Origin of the sequence: Rhodococcus wratislaviensis (assembly GCF_900455735.1) — a bacterium.
Lineage (GTDB): Bacteria > Actinomycetota > Actinomycetes > Mycobacteriales > Mycobacteriaceae > Rhodococcus_F > Rhodococcus_F wratislaviensis.
In genome coordinates, this window is sequence record NZ_UAUI01000006.1 from 74500 (window position 1) to 98024 (window position 23525).

The following is a 23525-nucleotide window of genomic DNA, read 5'->3' on the forward strand; positions in this document are numbered from 1 at the left end:
TCCTCATTCCACCCCGAGTTGCAACAGATCTCCTGGCTGTCCACCGTGGTAGATCATCACCTCGACGCCGGGGTGCCGCTGCGAGATGTGATCGGCCAATTCCGTGTCGAGCCCCTCCGGCGCCTCCGACCCCATCAGGAGCGTCACCAGTTCACCACCCGCGCCGAGGACGAGGTCGACGAGTCGCCGTCCGGCCGCGACCGCGTCCGGTTCGATGACGATCACCTCGTGACCCATCAGGCCGATGCCGTCTCCCGGTTCGCACGTTCCCACGTAGGTGAGGGCCCGTTCCCGGGCGATGCGCAGGGATCCCCAGCGGGTGGCGGCGGCGGCCTCCGACATCGCGAACGCGTCGTCCACCGCCTCACGCTCGGGATCGTGCACCGCCAGGGACGCGAGTCCCTGCACCATCGCGGACGTCGCGAGCAGCAGGACCTCGTGCCGGGCGTCCCTCGCCGCGGCACTGACCGCGACGAGTTCCTGAGCCGTCAGCGCGCCGTTGGGGAGGACGAGCACCTCGGTGCGTCCCATCTGCCTGATGATGCCGAGGAGCTGGGCCCGGGTGACGGGCGCGTCGTCGCACCGGAGGACTGTCGCGCCCTCGCTCGCGAACAGTTCGGCGGCGCCGTCTCCGGCCACGACGGCGACGATTCCCCGCTCCCCCTGATCCGGGCGGGTCCGGACCGGCGGGACGAGCAACCCCTGGTCCCGCGCATCCACGAGGAAGCTGCTGACGCGGATTCCGTGGATGCGTCCCGCGGCGAGTCCGGCCTCCACGGCGGCGCCCGCGTCCGTGCAGTGCACGTGCACCGACCAGCCTCCGCCGCCGTCGCCGACGATCACGATCGAGTCCCCGAGCGCGTTCAGCGTGGTGCGCAACTCCGCCATGCGGTCCTCGTCGGACTCCGCGACCAGGTACATCACCTCGAAATCCTGATCCGGGCCCTCTTCGCAGTCGGGTCCCGAATGCGCGTGCGTGCCCTGCGACGGGTGCGGCACGGAATCGGGGACGGGCTCTGCGCGATGCGTGGACGGTGTGCGGCGCGGAACGTGGAGCGCGATCGGTGCGCGATCCGGCGGCGACCCCGTTACCGCCGTGACGAGAGCGTCGAGGATCACGACGAGGCCGAGTCCTCCCGCATCGACGACGCCCGCGGTGCCGAGCACCTCGAGTTGCGACGGCGTCCTGGTGAGCGCGGACGCCGCCGCATCCGCGGCTGCGCGGGCCGTGACCGCGATCGGCGCCTCGTCCGGGAACTCCGCCGCGGCGTCGGCGGCGCAGCGCAGCACGGTGACGATGGTCCCCTCCACCAGGTAGCTCACCGCGTCCGTCACCAGGTTGGTGGCCATCAGCAGCCCGGTCCGGACCGTTCTTGTGTCGACGGCGGGGGTGACGGCTGCTTCCGCAATCCCACGCAGCACCTGGGACAGGATCACCCCGGAGTTCCCGCGCGCGCCCGCGACCGCGCCCCGGGCCAGGGCGATGGCCACCTGCCGGACGTCCTTGATGCCGCTGCCCGCGTACTCGTCGATCGCACCCAGCGCCGCACGCATCGTGAACAGCAGATTGGTGCCCGTGTCGGAGTCCGGAATCGGAAAGACGTTGAGGCTGTTGATCTCCTCGCACCGCTTTTCCAGACCCGCGACGGCGGTCCGCGCCCACGATTCGAGGACTCGCCCGTCCATCGGGAGCTCAGGGGCCACTGTCGTCCTCTCCGGCCAGGGAATGGGAAGGTGCCGTCAGACTAGTCGGGGGACGATGATCGGGCCCGCGGTCCGAGCCCTTCGGGACCGGGTTTGGCCAATCCACACTCGAGCGGCTACTCTTGCACGGTTGCCTCGTACAGGGCGCGCTTGCTGTGTCCTGTCTCCACGAGGCCAGCAAATTTCACAGTTCACTATCTTGAAGGAGTTCGCGACTATGGCTGCCGTCTGCGACGTATGCGCCAAGGGGCCCGGCTTCGGTAAGTCGGTCTCGCACTCGCACCGGCGTACCAACCGTCGCTGGAACCCGAACATTCAGACTGTTCGTGCCGAGGTTGCCCCCGGAAACACCCGGAAGGTCAACGTCTGCACCTCCTGCCTGAAGGCTGGAAAGGTTGCTCGGGGCTGACCCGACGCTGCGTGCGATGTCACTGCGCCCCCGACACTTCGGTGTCGGGGGCGCAGTTTTTTATGTTCCCGCACCTGTCCGATTCGGCATCGTCGCAGCGCATCGGGGCACGTCGGGCACCGGCAAGGACCCACGTAAGGTGCAACGGTGACTTCTCTCGATGGACTCAGCAAAGTACAGCTCGAAGACGGCGTGCTACGCATCACGATCGCGACTGCGGAGAACGGCACCTCGCTGGACGGCGAGGGCATGGTGCAGGGTGCCCGGGCACTCGAAGCGGTCGGTGACCGGATCGGCAGCGTCCTTCTCGTCGGGGAGGGCCCGAACTTCTGCGCCGGCGGCAACGTGCACGCCTTCGCGTCCGCACCGGTGCGAAGCGAATACGTCGCCGAGGTCGCGCGCGTGTTCCACGAGTTCGTTCGTGCGCTCGACGCCGTGACCGTTCCGGTGATCGCCGGTGTTCACGGGTGGGCTGCGGGCGCCGGCATGAGCCTCGTGTGCCTAACGGACGTCGCCATCGGCGGCCCGGGCACCAAGTTGCGCCCGGCCTACCCGTCCATCGGCTTCACCCCGGACGGCGGCATGTCCTGGACCCTGCCGCGCATCGTCGGCGACGCCCGCGCGCGCGAGATCCTGATCACCGATGCCGTTCTCAGCGGCGACGAGGCCGTCCGCCTGGGCATCCTCAGCCGCCTCGTCGGCGACGACGTCGTCCAGGACGAGGCACTTCGGCTCGCCCGCACCCTCGCTGCCGGCCCGACGCCGTCCTTCTCGGGGATCAAGACGCTCGTCCGCGACTCCCGATATCGCACGCTCGCCGAGCAACTCGACGCGGAGGCCGCGTCGATCGCCACCGCGGCCGACAGCCCGGTGGGACGCGAGGGCGTCGACGCATTCGTCGAGAAGCGGCGAGCCGACTTCTCATCAGTGCAGTGAAGCGACGTGCCGACTTCTCGCGGCCACCAATTACGGCAGCTGCCAGTTCACCGGCTCGGCGCCCAGTCCGTCGAGGAGTTCGTTCGCCCGGCTGAACGGCCGCGAACCGAAGAATCCGCGCGACGCGGACAACGGTGAGGGGTGGGCCGACTCGATCGTCGGCACATCGCCGAGCATCGGTTTCAGCGTGGACGCGTCCCGGCCCCACAGAATTGCGACGAGGGGTTCGGGGCGCGCCACGAGAGCGCGGATGGCCTGCTCGGTCACCGCCTCCCAGCCCTTCTTCCGGTGCGAGGCCGGGAGTCCGGGCTGCACGGTGAGCACCCTGTTCAGGAGAAGCACGCCCTGGCGTGACCACGGAGTGAGGTCGCCGGTGGTGGGTGTCTCGTAGCCGAGGTCCTTGCTGTACTCGGTGAAGATGTTGCCGAGGCTGCGTGGCACCGGGCGCACGTCCGGTGCCACCGAGAAACTGAGACCGACCGCGTGACCGGGTGTGGGGTACGGGTCCTGACCCACGATCAGGACCTTGACCTCGGAGAACGGGTGGGTGAACGCGCGCAGGACGTTCTCTCCGGCGGGGAGGTATTCACGCCCGCCGGCGATTTCCGCGCGCAGGAACTCGCCCATCTCCGTGATCCGGCCGGACACCGGTTCGAGTGCGTCTGCCCATCCGGCCTCGACGAGGTCCGACAGCGGCGCCGCCATCAGTCGAGCCTGCGCAGCGAGTCGCGGTAGTAGGCCGCGTTCGCGGCATACATCTTCACGTTCATCTCGAGGTGCCGCTCGGGAACCTCGTAGCCCTGCCGGATCTTCGCGGGGACGCCGAGCGCCATGCTCCGCGGCGGAACCTCGAACTTGAACGGAACGACGGCGCCGGCTCCGACGACCGAACCGGCACCGATGACCGAGCCGTTGAGAACGATCGATCCGGAGGCGATCAGGCAGTGGTCGCCGATCGTGGATCCCTCGATGTGCGCCGCGTGACCGACGACGCACCCCGAGCCGATGACGGTGGGATCGGTCATCGTGCAATGGATCACCGTGCCGTCCTGGATGTTCGTGTCGGCGCCGACGGTGATGGTGCCGTAGTCGGCGCGGAGCACGGCCTGCGGCCACACCGAGGTGCCTGCCGCCAGGGTCACGTTCCCGATCACCACGGCGTCGGGATGGACGTAGGCGTCCGGATGGATGTCGGGTTCGCGGTCCCCGAGCGCGTAGATAGCCATGCGTGCAACCTATACCGAGAAACTCTGCCAGCCGCCGGCCCCCGGCCAGGTCTCGCCGTCGACCGAGATGCCGGACCCGTCGTGTACCGCGCCGATCGCGGTCCAGCCCGCCGGGAGCGGGACGTCGGTGGGAAAGGTGGCGGCGAAGCCGTGGTCCTCTCCCCCGGTGAGCACCCATTCCCAGTAGTCGGCGCCGAGAACCGTCGCCGCCGACACCAGTTCGGGTGAAACGATCATTTCGGATCGGGTGAGGGACATTCCGACGCCGGAGGCGTCGCAGATGTGACCGAGGTCGGCGAGGAGCCCGTCGGAGATGTCGGTCATCGCGTGGGCGCCCCCGTCCGCGGCGGCCCAGGCGGCGGAATACGGCGGCGTGGGGACACGGTGCGCGGCGAGGAGGTCCGGGAAATCCGAGGACCCGCCGAGCAGCAGTGCGAGACCGGCCGCCGATCGGCCGAGTTCGCCGGCCACCGCGACGACGTCGCCCGACCGCGCGCCGGACCGCCGGATCGGGCTCCTGCCACCCAGATCACCGAGGACGGTGACGGAAATCACGACCTGCGCGGCCTGCACGAGATCACCGCCCACGACACCGGCCCCGAGTTCCTCGGCGCCCTCCCCGATTGCGGCCGAGATGCCGTCCGCCACGTCGATCGACGTGTCCGGCGGCAAGCCCAGAGAGACCAGGAAAGCCGTCGGCCGCGCGCCCATCGCCGCGACGTCGGCCGCATTCTGGGCCACCGCCTTGCGGCCCACGTCGCGCGGAGTCGACCAGTCGAGCCGAAAGTGCCTGTCCTGCACCAGCATGTCGGCGGACACCGCCACCCGGCCGTCGGCGGCCCGGACGAGGGCGGCGTCGTCTCCGGGACCGATCAGCGTGGACGGGGGCTGCACCCGGCCCTCCACCGCTCGGCCGATCACGGCGAACTCGCCGACGTCGGCGACGGTGAGGGGCGGGGTCGGGTCCGGGGAATCCGTCGGTGTGATGGTGTGCCTCCAGTGTCGGGTGGCCCGTGCAGCGGCGGTGGGTCCGGTCGACGGAATGTACGACTGCGGTACCTTTTAGCTGTTGCCGGGACTTCTCGGCACGTGACCGATCAGCGCGCCGAAGCACCCGCGACTCTACCGAGACCCATGCGGCGCGGAGCAGGGAAGGGCCGGAGCGAGAGTGCAAGCGTTCATCCTGATCCAGACCGAAGTCGGCAAGGCCGCGGCGATCGCGACCGAGATCGCGAAGATCACCGGAGTCCGCACCGCCGAGGACGTGGTCGGACCGTACGACGTCATCGTGCGGGTGTCCGCTGACGACGTCGCTCCCGTCGTCAAGGAGATCCGTCAGGTCTCCGGCATCACCCGCACCCTCACCTGCGATGTCCCCGAAAAGTCTGCGAACAAGAACTGAGCATGTCCGACCTCGAACCCGAACAGAGCACACCCGCCGGCAACTCCGACCCGGTTCCTGCGGAGCGGCGGAATCCCGCACTCATCGCGACGGCCGTGGCGCTCCCCGTGGCCCTGGTCATCGGCATCGTCGTCGCCGCGGTGTTCGCCGGGCGGAACCCGGTGAAGGAACCCGTGTCGCTGGGCCCTGTGCCCGCGCCCGCATCCGGCTCCGCGGAGTGCGCCACCCTGATGGGGGGCCTCCCCGACGCGCTCGGCGACTACACGCGCGCCGAACTCACCGAACCCGCACCCGAGGCGACCGCCGCGTGGCAGCCGGTCGAGGGCGAACCACTCGTCCTGCGTTGCGGTCTGGACCGTCCCGCGGAGTTCGATCAGGCTTCGCCGCTGCAGGTGATCGACGGAGTTCAGTGGTTCGAGATCTCGGGCGCGAGCGCCGGAATCGACGCGAGCAGCTATTTCGCCGTCGACCGCGGCGTGTACATCGGACTCACGGTCCCCACCGGGGTGGGACCGACGCCGCTTCAGGACATGTCCGGCGCGGTGTCGCAGGCGTTGCCGCAGAAGCCCCTCGATCCGGCGCCCGTCGCGAATCCCTGAGCGCCGGACCGCCGTTTCGCTAACGCAGGCCGATGCCGCGCGCGAGGGCGGTGTCGACCAGGGTCGAGACGAGGGTGCCGTAGTCGACACCCACCGCGCCCCACATGCGCGGGTACATCGAGATCGACGTGAATCCCGGCATCGTGTTGATCTCGTTGATCACCGGGCCGTCCTCGGTCACGAAGAAGTCGACCCGCGCGAGTCCCTGGCAGTCGAGCGCGGAGAACGCTCGCACCGCGAGTTCGCGGATCTCTTCGCTGACCGATTCGTCGAGTTTGGCGGGCACGTCGAACTCGCACACGTCGTCGAGGTATTTGCTGTCGAAGTCGTAGAACGCCTCGTCGTCGCCTGCGCCTTCCGGCATCCGGATCTCGGCGATGACGCTGGCCCGCACGTCGCCGTCCGGGAACTCGAGGACTCCGCACTCGACCTCACGGCCGACGATCCCCGATTCGACGATCACCTTGGGGTCGTGCAGACGGGCGTGGGTGATGGCGTCGTCGAGCGCGGCCCACTCGGCCACCCGGGTGATCCCGATCGACGATCCGCCGCGGGCAGGCTTCACGAACACCGGGAGGTGGAGGCGGGACTTCTGTTCGTCGGTCAGCGAGGCGGTGCCCGGACGCAGGACGACCTGGAACCCGATGGGCAAGCCTTCCGCGGCGAGCAGTTTCTTCGTGAATTCCTTGTCCATGCCGGCAGCGCTGGCGAGAACACCGGGACCGACGTACGGAACACCCGCGAGTTCGAGCAGGCCCTGGATCGTGCCGTCCTCGCCGTAGGCGCCGTGCAGGACGGGGAAGACGACGTCGACCGAGGCCAGGATCTTGCCCGCTTCGCCGTCGTCGAGGGCGACGAGGTCTCCGGACCGCGTCGGGTCGGCGGTGAGGGCCAGTGCGGACCCGTCGGCGTCGACGCTCGGGAGTGCCCGGCCGCGGATGGACAGCGTCTCGGGGTCGGTGGAGCCGAGGACCCACGAACCCTCGGTGGTGATGCCGATCGGCACCACCTCGTACCGTTCCGGGTCGAGGTTCCTCAGGACGCTTCCGGCCGACACACAGGACACGGAATGCTCGTTGCTGCGGCCGCCGAAGATGACGGCTACCCGGGTACGCGGTTTACTCACGACACAAACCGTACCGTCGCCGCGACACGCTCATCGCACCCACCTCTCCTCACATTTCCTTCGCCGACCTCACGACACGTCGGGTCCCGCACTCACAATGCGGACAGTGCCCGCTCGAGATCGGCGACCAGGTCTTCGGTGTCCTCGATTCCACACGAGAGCCGGACGAACCCGTCGGGCACGGGGTCACCCCACCGGGCCCGGCGATCGGCGGTGGTGTGGATGCCGCCGAAGCTCGTCGCAGGTACGAGGAGTTCGCTTCCGGCCACGAGGCGGTGGAACTGTTCGGCGGAATCCACCTCGAAGCTCACCAGCCCGCCGAATCGACGCATCTGACCGGCGGCGACGGCGTGTGCAGGATCACCGGGCAGACCCGGGTACCGGACGCGGTGGGCCGCGGGGTGCGACTGGAGCAGCGCCGCGAGGGCCAGGGCGTTGGCGCATTGACGCTCGAAGCGCAGACCGGCCGTCCCGAGACTCCGATGGGCGAGCCACGTCTCGAACGGCCCCAGCACCGTGCCCGACAGCGCCCTCTCGCGTTCCATTCCGGCCAGGAAGTCGGCGTCCGACGCGGCGATGTATCCCATGAGGAGATCGCTGTGACCGCTCAAAGTCTTTGTGCCGCTGGCGACTACCACGTCAGCACCGAGTTCGAGCGGCTGCTGGCCGAGTGGGGTGGCAGTCGTGTTGTCCACCACCAGAACGGCGCCCGCGTTCGCGCACTGCTCTGATACGGCGCGCAGATCCACCACGTCGAGGGAAGGGTTGGCCGGAGTCTCGGCCACCACCACCGTCGTCCCCTCGGCGGACGCCAGCAGTGCGGCGGCCGCCTCGCCGGCCATGTCGGCGGTCCTCAGTTCGTGCACGGTGATACCCATCGGCTCCAGACGCTCCCGCGCGTACGCACGCACCTGGTAGTAGCCATCGGACGGAACGACCACGGTGTCACCGGCGGTGAGCAGACTCCTCAGCACGACGGTGACCGCCGACATCCCGGAGCCGACGACGAGCGCGCCCGCGGCGCCCTCGAGCGTCGCCAGCGCCGATTCGAGGTCACGCCAGCCCGGATTGGAGGCGCGTGCGTAGGTGTCGGACTCGGTTCCCTCGTCGGCGCTCAGCTGATACGGCGCCGCGAAAACCGGCCCCCTCTGCATCGGCGAGCCGGGAATATTTTCTGCGGCAACGGCTTTGACGCAGCGGGTGGAATCACCACTCACGAGCTCACTCCGGCTTCGTGCGGCGGCCGAGCAGCTGACCGATCGCGTCCTGCACCACGAGACCCTCGTGGCACACCCTGTGCACGGCATCGGTCAGCGGCATCTCGACGTCGTAACTGGCGGCGAGAGCCCGCACGGACGAGCACGATTTCACACCCTCGGCGACCTGACCATGAGTTGCCGCCTGGGCACTCTCGATCGAACCACCCTGGCCGAGGCGTTCACCGAACGACCGATTTCGTGACAGGGGCGACGTGCATGTCGCGACCAGATCGCCCACTCCCGCGAGACCCGCGAGGGTGGCAGGTTTCGCACCGAGCGCCACCCCCAGCCGGATGATCTCGGCCAGACCGCGAGTGATGATGCTCGCAATCGTGTTCTCTCCCAATCCGATTCCCGATGCCATACCGCAGGCGAGGGCGATGACGTTCTTGCAGGCGCCGCCGATCTCACACCCGATGACGTCCGAATTCGTGTACGGACGGAAGTATCCGGTTGCCGAGGCCTTCTGCAGTTCCAGTGCCCGCGTCGAATCCGTGCACGCGACAACCGTCGCCGCCGGCTGACCGATAGCGATCTCCCGGGCCAGATTGGGCCCGGACAGGACGGCGACCCGGCCCGGGTCTGCGCCGGTGACCTGGATGATCACCTGACTCATCCGCATGAGGGTGCCGGTCTCGATGCCCTTGGCGAGGCTCAGCAGGGTGGCGTTCTCGGGGATCATCGGAGTCCAGACCTGCAAATTGTCGCGCAGAGACTGCGACGGCACCGCCAGGACGACGATGTCGGCGCCATCGAGTGCGGCCCGCGCGTCGTCCGTTGCGGTCAACGACGGAGGCAGGGCGATGCCCGGCAGGTAGTCCGCGTTCTCGTGACGCGACACGATCGATTCGGCGACCTCAGCGCGTCGCGCCCACATGGTGACATCGGTCCCGGCATCGGCCAGGACCTTCGCAAATGCAGTCCCCCATGAACCCGCTCCCAGTACCGCAGCCTTGCTCACACAGCCCCCTCGTCGTTCGTTACCCGATGCGTCGCCCACAGTATTGCCGATGCCGAGGTCGAGCGCCGCCCCGCTACCGAACTCGTTCGCTGCTCAGCCGCGACCGGGCGTCCGGAGCACCACCCCGCGCGGGCTGGCAAGATATCCGCATGAGCACAGCGACCCGATCCGTGGCGCCGCGCGCGCACGTACTCGTCGCGGTCAAGGAACTCCACGCGGCCAAGACGCGGCTGTCCGGTGTCTTCGACACGGCCGACCGCACCGGACTGGTGCTGTCGATGCTGCGCGACACCCTGGCCGTCGTCAGCGACGTCGCGACGGTCGTCGGTGTCACCGTGGTCACGCCGGACCCCGCGGTGGCGCGGCTCGCACGCAGTGTCGGCGCGGACGTCTACGCCGACCCCGCGCCCGTGTCCACCGACGAGCGGCCGGACGAGGGCGGCACCGAGCACAGTCTCAATGCGGCGCTGTCAGCGGCGGCCGAGCATGTCCGCCTCAACGAGCGCGGAGTCGACGTCGTCGCACTGCAGGCCGACCTTCCGTCTCTGCGCGGAGGCGAATTCGGTGAAGCACTCGCCGCGGCGAGAACCGGCGGCAGGTCTGTGGTCGTCGATCATCACGGCACCGGCACCGCCGCCCTGTTCTCCTGCGACCCGGACATTCCGCTCGATCCCCGCTTCGGACCAGGATCGGCGAAGCGGCACCTCGAATCCGGGGCACGTCCCCTCGACGGGCACTGGCCGGGTCTGCGAACCGACGTCGACACCGCCGACGATCTCGATGCCGCGCAGGCTCTCGGCGTCGGACCTGCGACGCGTGCCGCACTCGACGCTCTCGAACACACCGCCCCCTCGCGCTGCGGAAACGAGTAGGCCGCGCAGGCCGTGTGAATTTGCCCCATCGATTGTCCGCGGCCGAATTCTCGAGGGATGATCGTGGGGTGAGTAACCGAGAAGCGCTCGACCAGCAGACCGACGTCGACGGAAAGAACGGAACCCGCGACAGCATCGTCACGGCCAATCCCACGAACGTTCCGATGGCGCCACCCGCTGCGACGAGTGCCCTCACGAGCGCGCTGACCGACGGGCTCCCCGAAGATCGTTACCTGAACCGCGAACTCAGTTGGCTCGATTTCAATGCCCGGGTTCTCGCCCTCGCCGAGGACACGTCGCTGCCGTTGCTCGAGCGCGCCAAGTTCCTCGCCATCTTCGCGTCCAATCTGGACGAGTTCTTCATGGTCCGCGTCGCCGGACTCAAGCGCCGCGACGAGACCGGCCTGTCCGTGCGGTCCGCCGACGGCCTCTCCCCCCGCGAACAGCTCTCCCTGATCGCGACCCGGACCCAGGAGATCTCGGAGAAGGCCGCGCGGGTGTTCCTCGACTCCGTTCGTCCTGCGCTTGCCGCCGAAGGGATCTCCATCATCGGATGGGACGATCTCACCGACGACGACCGCGAGCGCCTGTCGGTGCATTTCCAGGACCAGATCTTCCCGGTGCTCACTCCGCTGGCCGTCGACCACGCCCACCCCTTCCCGTACATCAGCGGCCTGAGTCTCAACCTCGCGGTGACGGTGAAGGATGCGGTCACGGGTGGCGAACACTTTGCGAGGGTCAAGGTTCCGGACAACGTGGGCCGGTTCGTCCGCGTCCGCCGCGACGAGACACCCTCCTCCATCGACGCGTTCCTGCCCCTCGAAGATCTGATCTCCGCTCACCTCGACATGCTGTTCCCGGGCATGGAGATCGTGGAGCACCATGCATTCCGCATCACGCGTAACGCCGATTTCGAGGTCGAGGAAGACCGCGACGAAGATCTTCTGCAGGCGCTCGAGCGTGAGTTGGCGCGCCGCCGGTTCGGTTCCCCGGTGCGGCTCGAGGTCGCGGACGACATGACCGAGCACATGCTCGAACTCCTCCTGCGCGAACTCGACGTCGATCCCGGCGACGTCATCCAGGTGCCCGGATTGCTGGACCTGTCGTGCCTCTGGCAGGTGTACGCGGTCGACCGGCCCGCCCTCAAGGACGCACCGTTCGTCCCGGCAACGCATCCGGCATTCGGCGAGAGGGAAACACCCAAGAGCGTCTTCTCGACCCTCCGCGACGGCGACGTCCTGGTCCACCACCCGTACGACTCGTTCTCCACGAGCGTCCAGCGCTTCATCGAACAGGCTGCGGCCGACCCCCAGGTTCTGGCGATCAAGCAGACCCTTTACCGCACTTCGGGCGACTCCCCCATCGTCGACGCGTTGATCACCGCCGCCGAGGCGGGCAAACAGGTTGTGGCACTGGTCGAGATCAAGGCGCGATTCGACGAGCAGGCGAACATCAAGTGGGCCCGCAAGCTCGAACACGCGGGTGTGCACGTGGTGTACGGACTGGTCGGGCTCAAGACCCACTGCAAGACGTGCCTCGTCGTCCGTCGCGAAGGGTCCACCATCCGGCGTTACTGCCACATCGGTACCGGCAACTACAACCCGAAGACCGCCCGGCTGTACGAAGACATCGGTCTGCTCACCGCCGCCCCGGAGATCGGCGCAGACCTCACCGACCTGTTCAATTCCCTCACCGGCTACTCGCGGAAGACGCAGTACCGCAACCTCCTCGTCGCGCCGTACGGTGTGCGCCGGGGAATCATCGAGCGGATCGACGGTGAGATCGCGCACAAACTGCGGGGCGAGGACGCCGGAATCCTGCTGAAGGCCAACGCCTTGGTCGACGAACAGGTGATCGACTCGCTCTACCGTGCATCCCGGGCCGGTGTGCCCGTCGAGATCGTGGTGCGCGGCATCTGCGCCCTCAAACCCGGAGTTCCCGGCCTGAGTGAGAACATCCACGTCCGGTCGATTCTCGGACGCTTCCTCGAACATTCCCGAGTCTTCCATTTTCGCGGCGCCGACGAATTCTGGATCGGCAGCGCAGACATGATGCACCGCAACCTCGACCGACGCGTCGAAGTCATGGCGCAGGTGAAAGATCCTCGACTCACCGCCCAGATAGCCGAGATAGCCGATTCCGCGCTCGATCCCCGCACGCGGTGCTGGGTGCTCGGGTCCGACGGCCGGTGGGTTCCGTCACCCGCCCACGGCGAGGAGGTTCGCGACCACCAGGAAGCCATGATGCGCAAACGAATGGGCACCGGATCCTGATCGCGGCGAGTCCGCGGCAGAAGGAAGGAATTCGGTGAGCAGTTCACCCGGCAAACCGGTCAAAGCCAATATCTTCGCTGCGGGGGCAGTGCTGTGGCGAAAATCTCCCGACAATCCCGACGAGATCGAGATCGCGCTCATTCACCGGCCCAAATACGAGGACTGGTCATTCCCCAAGGGAAAGCTCGACCCCGGCGAGACCGCCGTCGTGGCCGCACTGCGTGAGGTGGAAGAAGAGACGGGTATCCGCGGGCGCCTCGGCCGGCATCTCGGTGCGTTGACATATCCGATTCCGGGCCACCGCCGATTGAAACGAGTCGAATACTGGGCGGCGGAAGCCCGCGCCGGTGAATTCGTTCCCAACAGCGAAGTGGACGAGATGCGGTGGCTTCCCGTATCCGAGGTGGCCGACCAGCTGTCGTATCCCATGGATCGCAAGATGCTCCGTCGATTCACGGCTCAGCCACCCGACACCGCAACCGTGCTCCTGGTCCGGCATGCCAAGGCTGGAAGCCGGAAACGGTACAAGGGCGACGACACCACCCGGCCCTTGGATACGAACGGCCTACTCCAGGCCGAAGCGCTCGTCACGCAGCTCGAGGCATTCGGGGCCACCGACATCACGTCGGCCGACCGGACGCGGTGCACTCAGACGGTCGAGCCGCTGGCACGCACGTTGGACACGACCGTCCGGTTGGATCCGCTGCTGTCCGAGGAGAGTTACACCGCCGACCCGGTGGCCACCCGCACGCTGGTCCGCAAGATCGCCTCTCTCGGCGGAGTTCAGGTGATCTGCAGTCAGGGTGGTGTCATTCCCGATCTGCTCGACTGGTGGGCGGAGATCGACGGCATCGCACTTCCCCCGGCTCGGAACAGAAAGGCGAGCACCTGGGTGCTCTCGCTGTCCGGTGGCAAACTCATCGCCGCCGACCACATCGACAGTCCACTGCCTCCCACTCGGAAGGACTGAGCACCGGCCGGAGTTCACCGGGAGGCCAGGAAAACACAGACAGGCGCCAACCCCCAGGGTCGGCGCCTGTCTGTGTTCGGGCAGTCCTGTGTGCGCTGTATTACTTGGCGCGCTTCGCGGGAGCCTTCTTTGCTGCGGTCTTCTTGGCTGCAGTCTTGGCCGGAGCCTTCTTGGCTGCAGTCTTCTTCGCGGCCGTGGTCTTGGCCGGGGCCACCTTCTTCGCCACGGTCTTCTTCGCGGCCGTGGTCTTGGCCGGAGCCTTCTTGGCCACGGTCTTCTTCGCGGCCGTGGTCTTGGCCGGAGCCACCTTCTTCGCCACGGTCTTCTTCGCGGCCGTGGTCTTGGCCGGAGCCTTCTTGGCTGCAGTCTTCTTCGCGGCCGTGGTCTTGGCCGGAGCTGCCTTCTTGGCTGCGGTCTTCTTTGCAGCCGTCTTCTTTGCAGCGGCCTTCTTGGCGGCAGCCTTGGTGGCGGGCGCCGCTGCGCCGCGCTTGACTGCCGGACCGGTGGCCGGAAGCTTCTGGCCGCCAGCGATAACCGCCTTGAACTGAGCGCCCGGACGGAACGCCGGCACCGACGTCGGCTTGACCTTGACGGTCTCGCCCGTGCGCGGGTTCCGTGCGACACGTGCCGCGCGACGACGCTGCTCGAAGACACCGAAACCGGTGATGGTCACGCTGTCGCCGCGGTGCACTGCCCGGACGATCGTGTCCACGACATGCTCGACAGCTTCCGTTGCCGTGCGCCTGTCCGTGCCCAGTTTCTCGGTCAGAACATCGATGAGCTCTGCCTTATTCATTGAAATTCCTCCGCGAACTAATGGTCCATCATCGGACCGACTACGAACTACGGTAAACCTGAATACCGCAGGAGTCTATGTGCCACGCCAATTCTCATACAACGCGGCACCATTCTCAGGAACTTATTATCTGGGAGACAGGGCTCCGATTCCAACTTTCAGTCGGCCGGAGTGGGCTCCGGAAGAGTGGCAGGTTTCCAAGAAGGCCTTGACTTTTCGAACTCGGAAATGGCTTCTACCTGCCGTAATGTCAATCCGATGTCGTCCAGACCCTCGATCAGACGCCACCGCGTGTAGTCATCAATCGCAAAGGGCACCACGGTGGTTCCGGCCGTCACAGTCTTGTTCTCGAGGTCGACAATCAATTCGAGACCGGGTTGCTCGTCGAGCAACTTCCAGAGCAGTTCGACGTCCGACTGGGCCACCTGAGCGGCCAGCAGACCGGCCTTGCCGGCGTTGCCCCGGAAGATGTCCGCGAAGCGAGATGCGATCACGACCCGAAATCCGAAGTCGGATAGCGCCCACACGGCGTGCTCCCGGGAGGAGCCCGTGCCGAAGTCGGGCCCGGCCACCAGAACGCTGCCCTTGTCGTACGGGGCGACGTTCAGAACGAAGTCCGGATCGTTCCGCCACGCGGCGAACAGACCGTCCTCGAAACCGGTGCGGGTCACTCGTTTCAGGTAGACCGCCGGAATGATCTGGTCCGTGTCCACGTTGGATCGCCGCAGCGGAACGCCGATACCTTTGTGTGTGCTAAAGGATTCCATCGAAAAATCTCCTAAATTCCTTGGGTCCTAGGCCAGATCTGTCGGCGCGGACAGTGTTCCCCGGACCGCGGTCGCGGCGGCGACCAGCGGCGAAACCAGGTGAGTCCGGCCGCCCTTGCCTTGACGGCCTTCGAAATTGCGGTTGGACGTGGAGGCCGAACGCTCGCCGGGCGCGAGCTGATCCGGGTTCATTCCGAGGCACATCGAGCACCCCGCCTGCCGCCATTCGGCGCCCGCGGCGGTGAAGATCTCGCCGAGACCCTCCTTTTCGGCCTGCGCGCGAACGCGCATCGAGCCCGGCACGATCAGCATCCGGACTCCGTCTGCGACGTGGCGGCCGCGCAGCACGTCGGCCACGGCCCGCAGATCCTCGATACGGCCGTTGGTGCACGAACCCACGAAAACTGTGTCGATCGCCACCTCACGCAACGGAGTTCCGGCTTCGAGACCCATGTAGGTCAACGCCTTCTCCGCGGCGTGACGCTCGCTCTCGTCCACGATCTCGGCCGGATTCGGCACGGCGTCACCGAGCGGCAGGCCCTGCCCCGGGTTGGTGCCCCAGGTCACGAACGGCGTCAGGGCGCTCGCGTCGATGTGGACCTCGTTGTCGAAAACCGCACCCTCGTCGGTCTTCAACTGCTCCCAGGCCTCCACCGCGGCGTCCCAGTCGGGGCCCTTCGGCGCGTGGGGACGGCCCTTGATGAATTCGTAGGTGATCTCGTCGGGGGCGATCATGCCTGCCCGTGCACCCGCCTCGATGGACATGTTGCAGATGGTCATCCGCGCTTCCATCGACATCTTGCGGATCGCCTCGCCGCGGTACTCCAGGACGTAACCCTGGCCTCCGCCCGTTCCGATCTTCGCGATGACGGCCAAAATGAGATCTTTACTCGTCACGCCTTCGGGTAATTCGCCGTCGACGGTGATCGCCATCGTCCGGAAGGGACGCAACGACAACGTCTGCGTCGCCATGACGTGTTCGACCTCACTGGTGCCGATACCCATCGCGAGCGCGCCGAAGGCGCCGTGGGTGGACGTGTGACTGTCGCCGCACACCACGGTCATGCCGGGCTGAGTGAGACCCAGCTGGGGGCCGACGACGTGGACGATGCCCTGGTCGATGTTTCCCATCGGGTGCAGCCGGACACCGAATTCCTCACAGTTGCGCCGTAGCGTGTCCACCTGAGTCTTGGAGACGGGGTCGGCGATCGGCTTGTCGATGTCGACGGTGGGGACGTTGTGGTCCTCGGTGGCGATCGTCAGGTCGGGACGGCGCAGCGGGCGCCCCGCCAGCCGAAGTCCGTCGAATGCCTGCGGACTCGTCACTTCGTGAACGAGATGCAGATCGATGTAGATGAGGTCGGGGTTGTCTCCCTCACCCCGGACCACGACGTGGTCGTCCCACACCTTCTCTGCCAGGGTGCGTGCTTTCTCCGCCATCTTCTCCACCTCTGTGTGTCCTCTCGCACCGCGGGCGTCGGGCCGGTCCGCCGTGCGCTTGATGTCGTTACCCTCTTCCCGGACACGCACTCGACGTGAGACGAAGGTGCGCTATGATCCCAGTATGCGAGAAAGTGGTATCGACCTATGAGACAGCATAGCGGCATCGGAGTCCTTGACAAAGCGGTGGGCGTGCTGCATGCCGTGGCCGAGAAGCCCTGCAGCCTCACTGAACTGTGCTCGCGCACCGGACTCCCCCGCGCCACCGCCCACCGGCTGGCCGTCGGGCTCGAGGTCCACCGCCTCCTGACCCGCGACTCCGAGGGGCTGTGGTGCCCCGGTCCCGGCCTCGCCGAACTCGCTGCAACGGCTAACGATCCGCTCGTCTCGGCGGCCGCGCTCGTCCTCCCGCGGCTGCGCGAGATCACCGGCGAGAGCGTGCAGCTGTACCGCCGGGAAGGCACGCAGCGCATCTGTGTGGCGGCGATGGAGCCGCCCACGGGCCTGCGCGACACCGTTCTCGTCGGGGCACGACTGCCGATGAGCGCCGGCTCGGGCGCCAAGGTCCTTCTCGCCTGGGCCGACCCGCAGACCCAGCGCGCAGTTCTGCCCGACGCGGCGTTCGGCGAACGTGTGCTGCTCGAGGTCCGCCGACGCGGCTGGGCACAGAGCGCCGCCGAGCGGGAACCCGGTGTCGCCAGCGTCGCCGCTCCCGTGCGGGATTCCGGCGGCGCTGTCATCGCAGCGATTTCGGTGTCCGGACCCATCGACAGAATGGGCAGGCGCCCCGGTGCCCGGTGGGCGGCCGACCTTCTCGCCGCCGCGGAGGCGTTGCACAAGAGACTCTGACCATTCACGACCGACGTTCACCGCGAACAGGAGAAGCCGATGGGGAAGAACCAGCGATCGCAGATCACGATGACGGATTCGGAGATCGCCGAATTCGTGGATCGGAGCCGGATTGCCACGCTCGCAACGGTGGCAGCGGACGGCAGAGCTCATCTGGTCGCCATGTGGTACGCCGTGATCGACGGCGAGATCTGGTTCGAGACGAAATCCAAATCGCAGAAGGCGGTCAACCTGCGCCGTAACGACCGGGTCACCGTCCTGATCGAGGACGGCCAGACGTACGACACCCTGCGCGGTATTTCCGTCGAGGGCCGGGCGGAGATCGTGGAGGACCCGGACGCGATGTTCGCGGTCGGGGTCAGCGTGTGGGAGCGGTACACCGGCCCCTACACCGACGATCTGCGTCCCGCCATCGATCAGCTGCTGCACAAGCGGGTGGTCGTGCGGATCGTTCCCGAGCGCATCAGGAGCTGGAATCACGCCAAGCTCGGCCTGCCCGCGATGCCGGTGGGAGGCACCACGGCCGCGTACCTGGAGACGGCCGACCGCCGCGCCTGATCCCGGGCGGGCGGAAAAACGGGAGCATTCTCGGTGCCCTCGGCGTAGCTTCACAGAGTGAACCGACTACCCGAGGGAGTTCACCATGACTGACGCCAGTAACGAGGACACGAAAAAGAAATTCCGCGAAGCACTCGAGCGGAAGAATCATCAGGCCGGGCTGTCCACCGATCACAAGGACGGACATTCCAAGGCGCACGAGGCCCACGGGCCTGCCGACCACAAACGCGAATTCCGCCGCAAGACCGGATAAACGACACATATCCGGATATAAAGAAACACCCTCCAATTACTTGGAGGGTGTTTCTCTTTGTAGCCCCGACGGGATTCGAACCCGCGCTACCGCCTTGAGAGGGCGGCGTCCTAGGCCGCTAGACGACGGGGCCAGGAACTTTGCCTTGCTTTGGAAGCTCAGCAAGCATAGCTTCCAGAAGTTCGGAGTCAAAATCGGCCGAACTTCCGCTGGGGTACCAGGACTCGAACCTAGAATGGCGGTACCAGAAACCGCTGTGTTGCCAATTACACCATACCCCAATGGCCGTTCTCGAACCGCTGAGCTTGTGGGCTCTGCGGCCCGCCTCGGGCCGAAGAAGAGATTACCAGCCTACTGCCGGGATTTACCAAATCGTATGGTCAGAGGCTGTTTTTGCACCCTTTTCGGCCCGAGGGCGGCGTCCTAGCCGTCGATGCCGGCCCGCGCAGAGCGCAGCCGGGACAGCGAAACGTCGCGTCCGAGCAGTTCCATCGATTCGTAGAGCGGCGGGCTGATGTGCGAGCCCGTGACGGCCACCCGCACCGGAGCGAACGCCTTACGTGGCTTGAGGCCCAGTTCGTCCACGAGAGCGGTCTTGAGGGCCTCTTCCAGGGAGGCCGCATCCCATCCCTCGAGTGCGTCCAGCGACGCGAGGGCGGCGTCGAGAACCGGTGCGGAGTCGGCGCCCAGGTTCTTGGCAGCGGCGGCCGGATCGATCGCGAAGCCGGCCTCGTCGACGAACAGGAATTTCAGCAGATCCCAGGCATCGGACAGGACGACGATGCGCGTCTGGACCAGTTCTGCAGCGGTCGCGAAGACGGACTCGTCCACGTTCTCCCCGAGATGGCCGTGAAGCGTCAGGAACGCGCGCAGGCGCGCGGCGAAGTCGGCGGGCTCCAGCAACCGGATGTGCTCGGCGTTGATCGCGTCGGCCTTTTTCTGGTCGAACCGGGCCGGATTGGAATTGACCTTGGAGATATCGAAGGCGGCGACCATCTCGTCCAGCGAGAACACGTCGTGGTCGTCGGAAATACCCCAGCCCAGCAGCGCCAGGTAATTCAACAATCCCTCGGGGACGAAACCGCGGTCGCGATGAATGAAGAGGTTCGACTCGGGGTCGCGCTTGGACAGCTTCTTGTTGCCCTGCCCCATGACGAACGGCAGATGCCCGAACTTCGGAGTGAAATCGGCCACGCCGATCCGCTGCATCGCCTCGTAGAGGGCGAGCTGCCGCGGCGTCGACGACAGCAGGTCCTCGCCGCGCAGGACGTGTGTGATCTTCATCAACGCGTCGTCGACGGGGTTGACCAACGTGTACAGCGGAATCCCGTTGCCGCGAGTGAGGGCGAAGTCGGGAACGGTTCCGGCCTTGAACGTCGTCTCGCCACGCACGAGGTCGTCCCACGTCAGGTCGTGGTCCGGCATCCGGAGCCGGACCACGGGTTTGCGTCCCTCGTCGAGGAACGCCTGCCGCTGCTCCGGTGTCAGATCACGGTCGAAGTTGTCGTAGCCGAGCTTGGGATCGCGGCCGGCTGCCTTGTGCCGCTCCTCGACCTCTTCGGGCGTCGAGAACGACTCGTACGCCTCGCCCGCCGCGAGCAGTTTCGCGACGACGTCCAGATGCAGGTCCCGCCGCTGGGACTGGCGGTAGGGCTCGTACGGTCCCCCGACCTCCGGGCCCTCGTCCCAGTTCAGTCCGAGCCAGCGCAGCGCGTCCAGGATCGCCTGGTACGACTCCTCACTGTCACGGGCAGCATCGGTGTCCTCGATGCGGAACACGAACGACCCACCGTTGTGTCGGGCGAACGCCCAGTTGAACAGGGCGGTTCGGACGAGCCCCACGTGCGGGGTTCCGGTGGGCGACGGGCAGAAACGGACGCGAACTTCGCTTGTGGTCATGGCTCACTTGGGTCGACGCTGGGAAAACGGACTCCTACAGGCTAGTCCGCTCCCGATTTCGACACGAGAGCCGTCAGCGCTTGGCAGTCACCGGGTTGGTGAGGGTGCCGATGCCACCGATGGTCACGCTCACGCTCTGACCGTCGACGATCGGGCCGACGCCTTCGGGGGTGCCCGTGAGGATGACGTCGCCCGGGAGCAGCGTCATGACGGCCGACACCCATTCGATGATCTTCGGAATGTCGTGCAGCAGAAGCGAAGTGTTGCTCCGCTGCTTCACCACTCCGTCCACCTCGGTGGTGATGTCGACGTCGGACGCGTCGAGCTGGGTCTCGATCCACGGGCCCAGTGGGCAGAACGTGTCGTGACCCTTCGCTCTCGTCCACTGCCCGTCCTGGCGCTGCTGATCACGGGCCGACACGTCGTTGGCGGCCGTGTAACCGAGCACCACGTCGAGGGCCTTGGCTGCGGGCACGTCCTTGCAGGGGCGTCCGATGACGACCGCGAGTTCTCCTTCGTAATGAACTTCGTTGGAGGACTTCGGCAGGACGATCGCGGCGTCGGGGCCCACGATCGAGGTGTTGGGCTTGAGGAAGATCACAGGATCGGCCGGTGCCTCGCCGCCCATCTCGGCGGCGTGGGCAGCGTAGTTCTTTCCGATCGCCACGACCTTGCTCGCGAGGATCGGGGCCAGCAGTCGCACATCGGCGAGCGGCCAGCTCCGGCCGGTGAAAGTGGGACTGCCGAACGGATGCTCGGCGATCTCCTTCGCGATCCGGGACTCCCCGTCCCCCTCGATACTGACGAACGCAACACCATCGGGACTTGCCACTCGACCAAGACGCATGGCGCCGAGTCTATCGGCCCGGGTTCACCGCCGTACCGGGACGCCGGGGGACGCGAGGTATAGACTCCGCATGTTCCCCAATATATGAGACTTCAATCCTAGATATTGAGATGACATGACAGCATCGATCGACACGCCGTCCACCGTCGGAACTGCCCGCAGATGGTGGATGCTCGCCCTCGGGATGTTCGCGCAGGCCGCACAGGCGGTCTTCGTCAACGGCGTCGCCTTCCTGATCCCCGAACTCCAGGAGAATCACGGGCTCAGCCTCGCCCGCACCGGACTCCTCGTCGCCGCACCCACCCTCGGAGTCATGCTGACGCTGATCGCGTGGGGCGCACTCGCCGACCGCTACGGCGAACGCCGGGTGCTGGCCGCCGGAATGGCGTCCACGGCGGCCGCGGGAATCGGCGCGGCCCTGTCCGGATCACTCACGGCCACCGCAGCCTTCCTGCTTCTGGGCGGCATGGCGGCGGCCTCGGCGAATGCCGCGAGCGGGCGCGTCGTCGTCGGATGGTTCCCGCCCGAGCGCCGCGGACTGGCGATGGGCATCCGGCAGATGTCGCTGCCGCTGGGCATTGCCTGCGCTGCGCTGACGCTCCCCTCGGTCGCACACGACCACGGCATCGGATGGGCGCTCGCGCTGCCTGCCACCCTGTGCGCGACTGCCGCGCTGGCCTGCGCACTCTGGGTGGTCGATCCGCCCAGACCGAGTCGCAGCGCTGCGGAGGACCTCGGCATGCTCGCGAATCCGTATCGCGACAGCGGCACACTGTGGCGCATCCACGCCGTCTCGGTGCTGCTCGTCGTGCCCCAGTACACGGTGTGGACGTACGCGCTCGTGTGGCTGATCTCCGAAAGGCATTGGGAAGCAACGGCGGCAGGCCTGATCGTGACAGTCGCCCAGATCCTCGGCGCGTTCGGCAGGATGGGAGTCGGCTTCTGGTCCGACGTGGTGGGCAGTCGCATGCGCCCACTTCGCTGGGTCGCCGTCGCAGGCGGAGTGTCGATGGCGGCGCTCGCCGTGACGGATGCGATGGACTCGCCGCTGGCGATCGCGGCGCTGCTGGCGGCGTCCGTCGCGACCGTGGCACCGAACGGCCTCGCCTTCACCGCCGTCGCCGAGATCGCGGGGCCGTTCTGGGGCGGGCGCGCGCTCGGCGTCCAGAACACCGGTCAGTTCGTCGCGGCCTCGATCGTTCCCCCGGTGTTCGGCGCTCTGATCGGAATCGTCGGCTTCCCGGTGACTTTCGCCATAGCTGCGGGATTTCCGGCCGCCTCGATACCACTGATCCCCGTGGCCCGGTCCGAAGACCGGGCCACGGGGATCGAGGGAGACAAGGTCGAATCGCGGTCCTAGAGGGCGGCGGCGATCCGGTCGCCGACCTCCGACGTGACGACCTTCGAGTCACCACGGGACGCCAGATCGGCCTCGACGGCAGCTTCGATGCGCGCGGCATCGCCGTCCCGGCCGAGGTGACGCAGCAGCAGCGCCGCGGACAGGATGGCCGCCGTGGGATCCGCGATCCCCTGGCCGGCGATGTCCGGGGCGCTGCCGTGCACGGGCTCGAACATCGACGGGTTGGTCCCCGACGCGTCGATGTTCCCCGACGCCGCCAGGCCGATGCCTCCCGTGACCGCACCCGCGAGGTCGGTGATGATGTCGCCGAACAGGTTGTCGGTGACGATCACGTCGAAGCGCGACGGGTCGGTGACCATGTAGATGGTGGCCGCGTCGATGTGGCAGTAGGCCGTCTCCACGTCCGGGTATTCGGCCGACACCGTCTCCACGGCACGCGTCCAGATCGCACCGGCGTTGGAGAGGACGTTCGTCTTGTGAATCAGCGTGACGTGCTTACGCCGGGTCTGCGCGAGCGCGAACGCGTACCGCACCACCCGCTCGGCACCGAACCACGTGTTGATCGACACCTCGGTCGCGATCTCGTGCGGGGTGCCGACGCGGATCGCGCCACCGTTGCCGGTGTACGGACCCTCCGTCCCCTCGCGCACGACCACGAAGTCGATGTCCGGCTGCGCCGCCAGCGGCGACTTCGACCCCGGATAGAGCTGCGACGGCCGCAGATTCACGTGATGATCCAACGCGAATCGCATGTTCAGCAGCAGACCCCGCTCGAGCACGCCGGGCGTGACCGACGGGTCGCCGATGGCGCCCAGCAGGATCGCGTCGTGCTCGCGGATCGCCGCGAGATCGGCGTCCGGGAGCAGCTCCCCGGTGGCGTTGTATCGACGGGCACCGAGGTCGTACTCGGTGGTCTCGAGATCGGGTACGAGCTTCCGCAGCACCTTCAGCGCCTCGGCCGTGACCTCGACACCGATGCCGTCACCCGGAATGACCGCAAGCTTCATGAACGCCTCACT

General features: G+C 67.1%; 24 protein-coding genes and 2 tRNA genes. 11 read left to right on the forward strand and 15 right to left on the reverse strand.

Translation table 11 applies throughout. From position 1 onward, the window contains the following. Nucleotides 1-3: 3 nt before the first annotated feature. Nucleotides 4-1686, reverse strand: a complete 1683-nt coding sequence (locus DTA22_RS10460) for a DAK2 domain-containing protein (RefSeq protein ID WP_112299386.1) — start codon at nt 1684-1686, stop codon at nt 4-6. Between the two features lie 235 nt (nt 1687-1921). Here DTA22_RS10460 and rpmB point away from each other — a divergent pair, with 235 nt between their 5' ends. Further along, nucleotides 1922-2113 carry a 50S ribosomal protein L28 gene (gene rpmB, locus DTA22_RS10465; RefSeq protein ID WP_005240429.1) on the forward strand — a complete coding sequence of 64 codons (192 nt, stop codon included), beginning with the start codon at nt 1922-1924 and terminating at the stop codon, nt 2111-2113. Nucleotides 2114-2260: 147 nt separating this feature from the next. Continuing rightward, nucleotides 2261-3049, forward strand: coding sequence for an enoyl-CoA hydratase/isomerase family protein (locus DTA22_RS10470; RefSeq protein WP_037245497.1), 789 nt, complete (start codon nt 2261-2263; stop codon nt 3047-3049). Nucleotides 3050-3079: 30 nt separating this feature from the next. Here DTA22_RS10470 and DTA22_RS10475 read toward each other — a convergent pair whose 3' ends face one another. The 3 genes from DTA22_RS10475 to DTA22_RS10485 are packed head-to-tail and all read right to left on the reverse strand — an operon-like array spanning nt 3080 to nt 5196. Continuing rightward, the gene (locus DTA22_RS10475) at nt 3080-3754 is read right to left on the reverse strand and encodes a uracil-DNA glycosylase (protein ID WP_037245494.1); all 675 of its coding nucleotides are present in this window, start codon (nt 3752-3754) and stop codon (nt 3080-3082) included. Continuing rightward, entirely contained in the window at nt 3754-4275 is a 522-nt protein-coding gene (locus DTA22_RS10480; RefSeq protein WP_112299387.1) for a gamma carbonic anhydrase family protein, read from the reverse strand. Before DTA22_RS10480 ends, DTA22_RS10475 begins: the two co-directional genes overlap by 1 nt. A gap of 9 nt (nt 4276-4284) precedes the next feature. Continuing rightward, nucleotides 4285-5196 (reverse strand): thiamine-phosphate kinase, encoded by a 912-nt coding sequence (locus DTA22_RS10485; protein ID WP_245973303.1) that lies wholly within the window; start codon nt 5194-5196, stop codon nt 4285-4287. A 247-nt stretch (nt 5197-5443) separates the two neighbouring features. Here DTA22_RS10485 and DTA22_RS10490 point away from each other — a divergent pair, with 247 nt between their 5' ends. Beyond that, the gene (locus DTA22_RS10490; protein ID WP_005240420.1) at nt 5444-5677 is read left to right on the forward strand and encodes an Lrp/AsnC ligand binding domain-containing protein; all 234 of its coding nucleotides are present in this window, start codon (nt 5444-5446) and stop codon (nt 5675-5677) included. 2 nt (nt 5678-5679) lie between these two features. After that, nucleotides 5680-6276, forward strand: coding sequence for a DUF3515 domain-containing protein (locus DTA22_RS10495; protein ID WP_112299389.1), 597 nt, complete (start codon nt 5680-5682; stop codon nt 6274-6276). A 19-nt stretch (nt 6277-6295) separates the two neighbouring features. On the opposite strand, the gene DTA22_RS10500 is transcribed toward DTA22_RS10495, so the two are convergent. The 3 genes from DTA22_RS10500 to DTA22_RS10510 all read right to left on the reverse strand — a co-directional run bounded on the left by DTA22_RS10500 (nt 6296) and on the right by DTA22_RS10510 (nt 9622). Further along, nucleotides 6296-7402 (reverse strand): D-alanine--D-alanine ligase family protein, encoded by a 1107-nt coding sequence (locus DTA22_RS10500; protein WP_037245482.1) that lies wholly within the window; start codon nt 7400-7402, stop codon nt 6296-6298. A gap of 92 nt (nt 7403-7494) precedes the next feature. Continuing rightward, on the reverse strand, nt 7495-8619 hold the full coding sequence (locus DTA22_RS10505) for a cystathionine gamma-lyase (RefSeq protein ID WP_112299390.1): 1125 nt from the start codon (nt 8617-8619) through the stop codon (nt 7495-7497). A 4-nt stretch (nt 8620-8623) separates the two neighbouring features. Continuing rightward, nucleotides 8624-9622, reverse strand: a complete 999-nt coding sequence (locus DTA22_RS10510) for an NAD(P)H-dependent glycerol-3-phosphate dehydrogenase (RefSeq protein WP_037245476.1) — start codon at nt 9620-9622, stop codon at nt 8624-8626. A gap of 170 nt (nt 9623-9792) precedes the next feature. Between DTA22_RS10510 and cofC the strand changes: the two genes are divergently transcribed. From cofC to DTA22_RS10525, 3 genes are all read left to right on the forward strand, one after another. Further along, nucleotides 9793-10494, forward strand: a complete 702-nt coding sequence (cofC, locus tag DTA22_RS10515) for a 2-phospho-L-lactate guanylyltransferase (protein WP_322789946.1) — start codon at nt 9793-9795, stop codon at nt 10492-10494. A gap of 68 nt (nt 10495-10562) precedes the next feature. After that, on the forward strand, nt 10563-12767 hold the full coding sequence (locus DTA22_RS10520) for an RNA degradosome polyphosphate kinase (RefSeq protein ID WP_037245470.1): 2205 nt from the start codon (nt 10563-10565) through the stop codon (nt 12765-12767). A gap of 34 nt (nt 12768-12801) precedes the next feature. Further along, entirely contained in the window at nt 12802-13737 is a 936-nt protein-coding gene (locus DTA22_RS10525; protein ID WP_112299392.1) for an NUDIX hydrolase, read from the forward strand. Between the two features lie 100 nt (nt 13738-13837). Here the strand turns inward: DTA22_RS10525 and DTA22_RS10530 are convergent, their stop codons facing one another. The 3 genes from DTA22_RS10530 to leuC form a co-directional block, all read right to left on the reverse strand. Beyond that, complete coding sequence (locus DTA22_RS10530) at nt 13838-14533, reverse strand: HU family DNA-binding protein (RefSeq protein WP_112299393.1); 696 nt, start codon at nt 14531-14533, stop codon at nt 13838-13840. Between the two features lie 158 nt (nt 14534-14691). Then, nucleotides 14692-15300: a 3-isopropylmalate dehydratase small subunit gene (gene leuD, locus DTA22_RS10535; RefSeq protein ID WP_037245463.1), complete on the reverse strand. Its 609-nt coding sequence runs from the start codon at nt 15298-15300 to the stop codon at nt 14692-14694. A gap of 27 nt (nt 15301-15327) precedes the next feature. Further along, nucleotides 15328-16749, reverse strand: coding sequence for a 3-isopropylmalate dehydratase large subunit (gene leuC / locus DTA22_RS10540; RefSeq protein ID WP_112299437.1), 1422 nt, complete (start codon nt 16747-16749; stop codon nt 15328-15330). Between the two features lie 138 nt (nt 16750-16887). On the opposite strand from leuC, the gene DTA22_RS10545 reads away from it, so the two are divergent. From DTA22_RS10545 to DTA22_RS36040, 3 genes are all read left to right on the forward strand, one after another. Further along, nucleotides 16888-17589 carry an IclR family transcriptional regulator gene (locus DTA22_RS10545; protein WP_037245461.1) on the forward strand — a complete coding sequence of 234 codons (702 nt, stop codon included), beginning with the start codon at nt 16888-16890 and terminating at the stop codon, nt 17587-17589. Nucleotides 17590-17628: 39 nt separating this feature from the next. Beyond that, nucleotides 17629-18147, forward strand: coding sequence for a pyridoxamine 5'-phosphate oxidase family protein (locus DTA22_RS10550; protein WP_112299394.1), 519 nt, complete (start codon nt 17629-17631; stop codon nt 18145-18147). 85 nt (nt 18148-18232) lie between these two features. Then, entirely contained in the window at nt 18233-18400 is a 168-nt protein-coding gene (locus tag DTA22_RS36040) for a DUF5302 domain-containing protein (RefSeq protein ID WP_005240394.1), read from the forward strand. A gap of 60 nt (nt 18401-18460) precedes the next feature. Here the strand turns inward: DTA22_RS36040 and DTA22_RS10555 are convergent. The 4 genes from DTA22_RS10555 to DTA22_RS10570 form a co-directional block, all read right to left on the reverse strand. Then, nucleotides 18461-18533: transfer RNA gene (locus DTA22_RS10555), tRNA-Glu, on the reverse strand. A gap of 76 nt (nt 18534-18609) precedes the next feature. Beyond that, nucleotides 18610-18681: transfer RNA gene (locus DTA22_RS10560), tRNA-Gln, on the reverse strand. A gap of 142 nt (nt 18682-18823) precedes the next feature. Continuing rightward, nucleotides 18824-20299 (reverse strand): glutamate--tRNA ligase, encoded by a 1476-nt coding sequence (gene gltX, locus DTA22_RS10565; RefSeq protein ID WP_037245456.1) that lies wholly within the window; start codon nt 20297-20299, stop codon nt 18824-18826. Nucleotides 20300-20372: 73 nt separating this feature from the next. Next, nucleotides 20373-21146 (reverse strand): fumarylacetoacetate hydrolase family protein, encoded by a 774-nt coding sequence (locus tag DTA22_RS10570; RefSeq protein WP_037245454.1) that lies wholly within the window; start codon nt 21144-21146, stop codon nt 20373-20375. Between the two features lie 115 nt (nt 21147-21261). Between DTA22_RS10570 and DTA22_RS10575 the strand changes: the two genes are divergently transcribed. Then, nucleotides 21262-22506, forward strand: a complete 1245-nt coding sequence (locus tag DTA22_RS10575) for an MFS transporter (RefSeq protein WP_112299395.1) — start codon at nt 21262-21264, stop codon at nt 22504-22506. Here the strand turns inward: DTA22_RS10575 and DTA22_RS10580 are convergent. Continuing rightward, a complete protein-coding gene (locus tag DTA22_RS10580) occupies nt 22503-23513 on the reverse strand; it encodes a 3-isopropylmalate dehydrogenase (protein ID WP_005240388.1) in 1011 nt (336 codons plus the stop codon). The genes DTA22_RS10575 and DTA22_RS10580 overlap by 4 nt on opposite strands. Between the last annotated feature and the right edge of the window lie 12 nt (nt 23514-23525).

Coding starts and splice junctions, on each gene's coding strand:
- gltX (WP_037245456.1), bottom strand. CDS start 20,299: ATGACCACAAGCGAAGTTCGCGTCCGTTTCTGCCCGTCGCCCACCGGA.
- DTA22_RS10550 (WP_112299394.1), top strand. CDS start 17,629: ATGGGGAAGAACCAGCGATCGCAGATCACGATGACGGATTCGGAGATC.
- DTA22_RS10570 (WP_037245454.1), bottom strand. CDS start 21,146: ATGCGTCTTGGTCGAGTGGCAAGTCCCGATGGTGTTGCGTTCGTCAGT.
- DTA22_RS36040 (WP_005240394.1), top strand. CDS start 18,233: ATGACTGACGCCAGTAACGAGGACACGAAAAAGAAATTCCGCGAAGCA.
- rpmB (WP_005240429.1), top strand. CDS start 1,922: ATGGCTGCCGTCTGCGACGTATGCGCCAAGGGGCCCGGCTTCGGTAAG.
- DTA22_RS10460 (WP_112299386.1), bottom strand. CDS start 1,686: ATGGACGGGCGAGTCCTCGAATCGTGGGCGCGGACCGCCGTCGCGGGT.
- DTA22_RS10480 (WP_112299387.1), bottom strand. CDS start 4,275: ATGGCTATCTACGCGCTCGGGGACCGCGAACCCGACATCCATCCGGAC.
- DTA22_RS10495 (WP_112299389.1), top strand. CDS start 5,680: ATGTCCGACCTCGAACCCGAACAGAGCACACCCGCCGGCAACTCCGAC.
- DTA22_RS10575 (WP_112299395.1), top strand. CDS start 21,262: ATGACAGCATCGATCGACACGCCGTCCACCGTCGGAACTGCCCGCAGA.
- DTA22_RS10545 (WP_037245461.1), top strand. CDS start 16,888: ATGAGACAGCATAGCGGCATCGGAGTCCTTGACAAAGCGGTGGGCGTG.
- leuD (WP_037245463.1), bottom strand. CDS start 15,300: ATGGAATCCTTTAGCACACACAAAGGTATCGGCGTTCCGCTGCGGCGA.
- DTA22_RS10580 (WP_005240388.1), bottom strand. CDS start 23,513: ATGAAGCTTGCGGTCATTCCGGGTGACGGCATCGGTGTCGAGGTCACG.
- DTA22_RS10530 (WP_112299393.1), bottom strand. CDS start 14,533: ATGAATAAGGCAGAGCTCATCGATGTTCTGACCGAGAAACTGGGCACG.
- DTA22_RS10475 (WP_037245494.1), bottom strand. CDS start 3,754: ATGGCGGCGCCGCTGTCGGACCTCGTCGAGGCCGGATGGGCAGACGCA.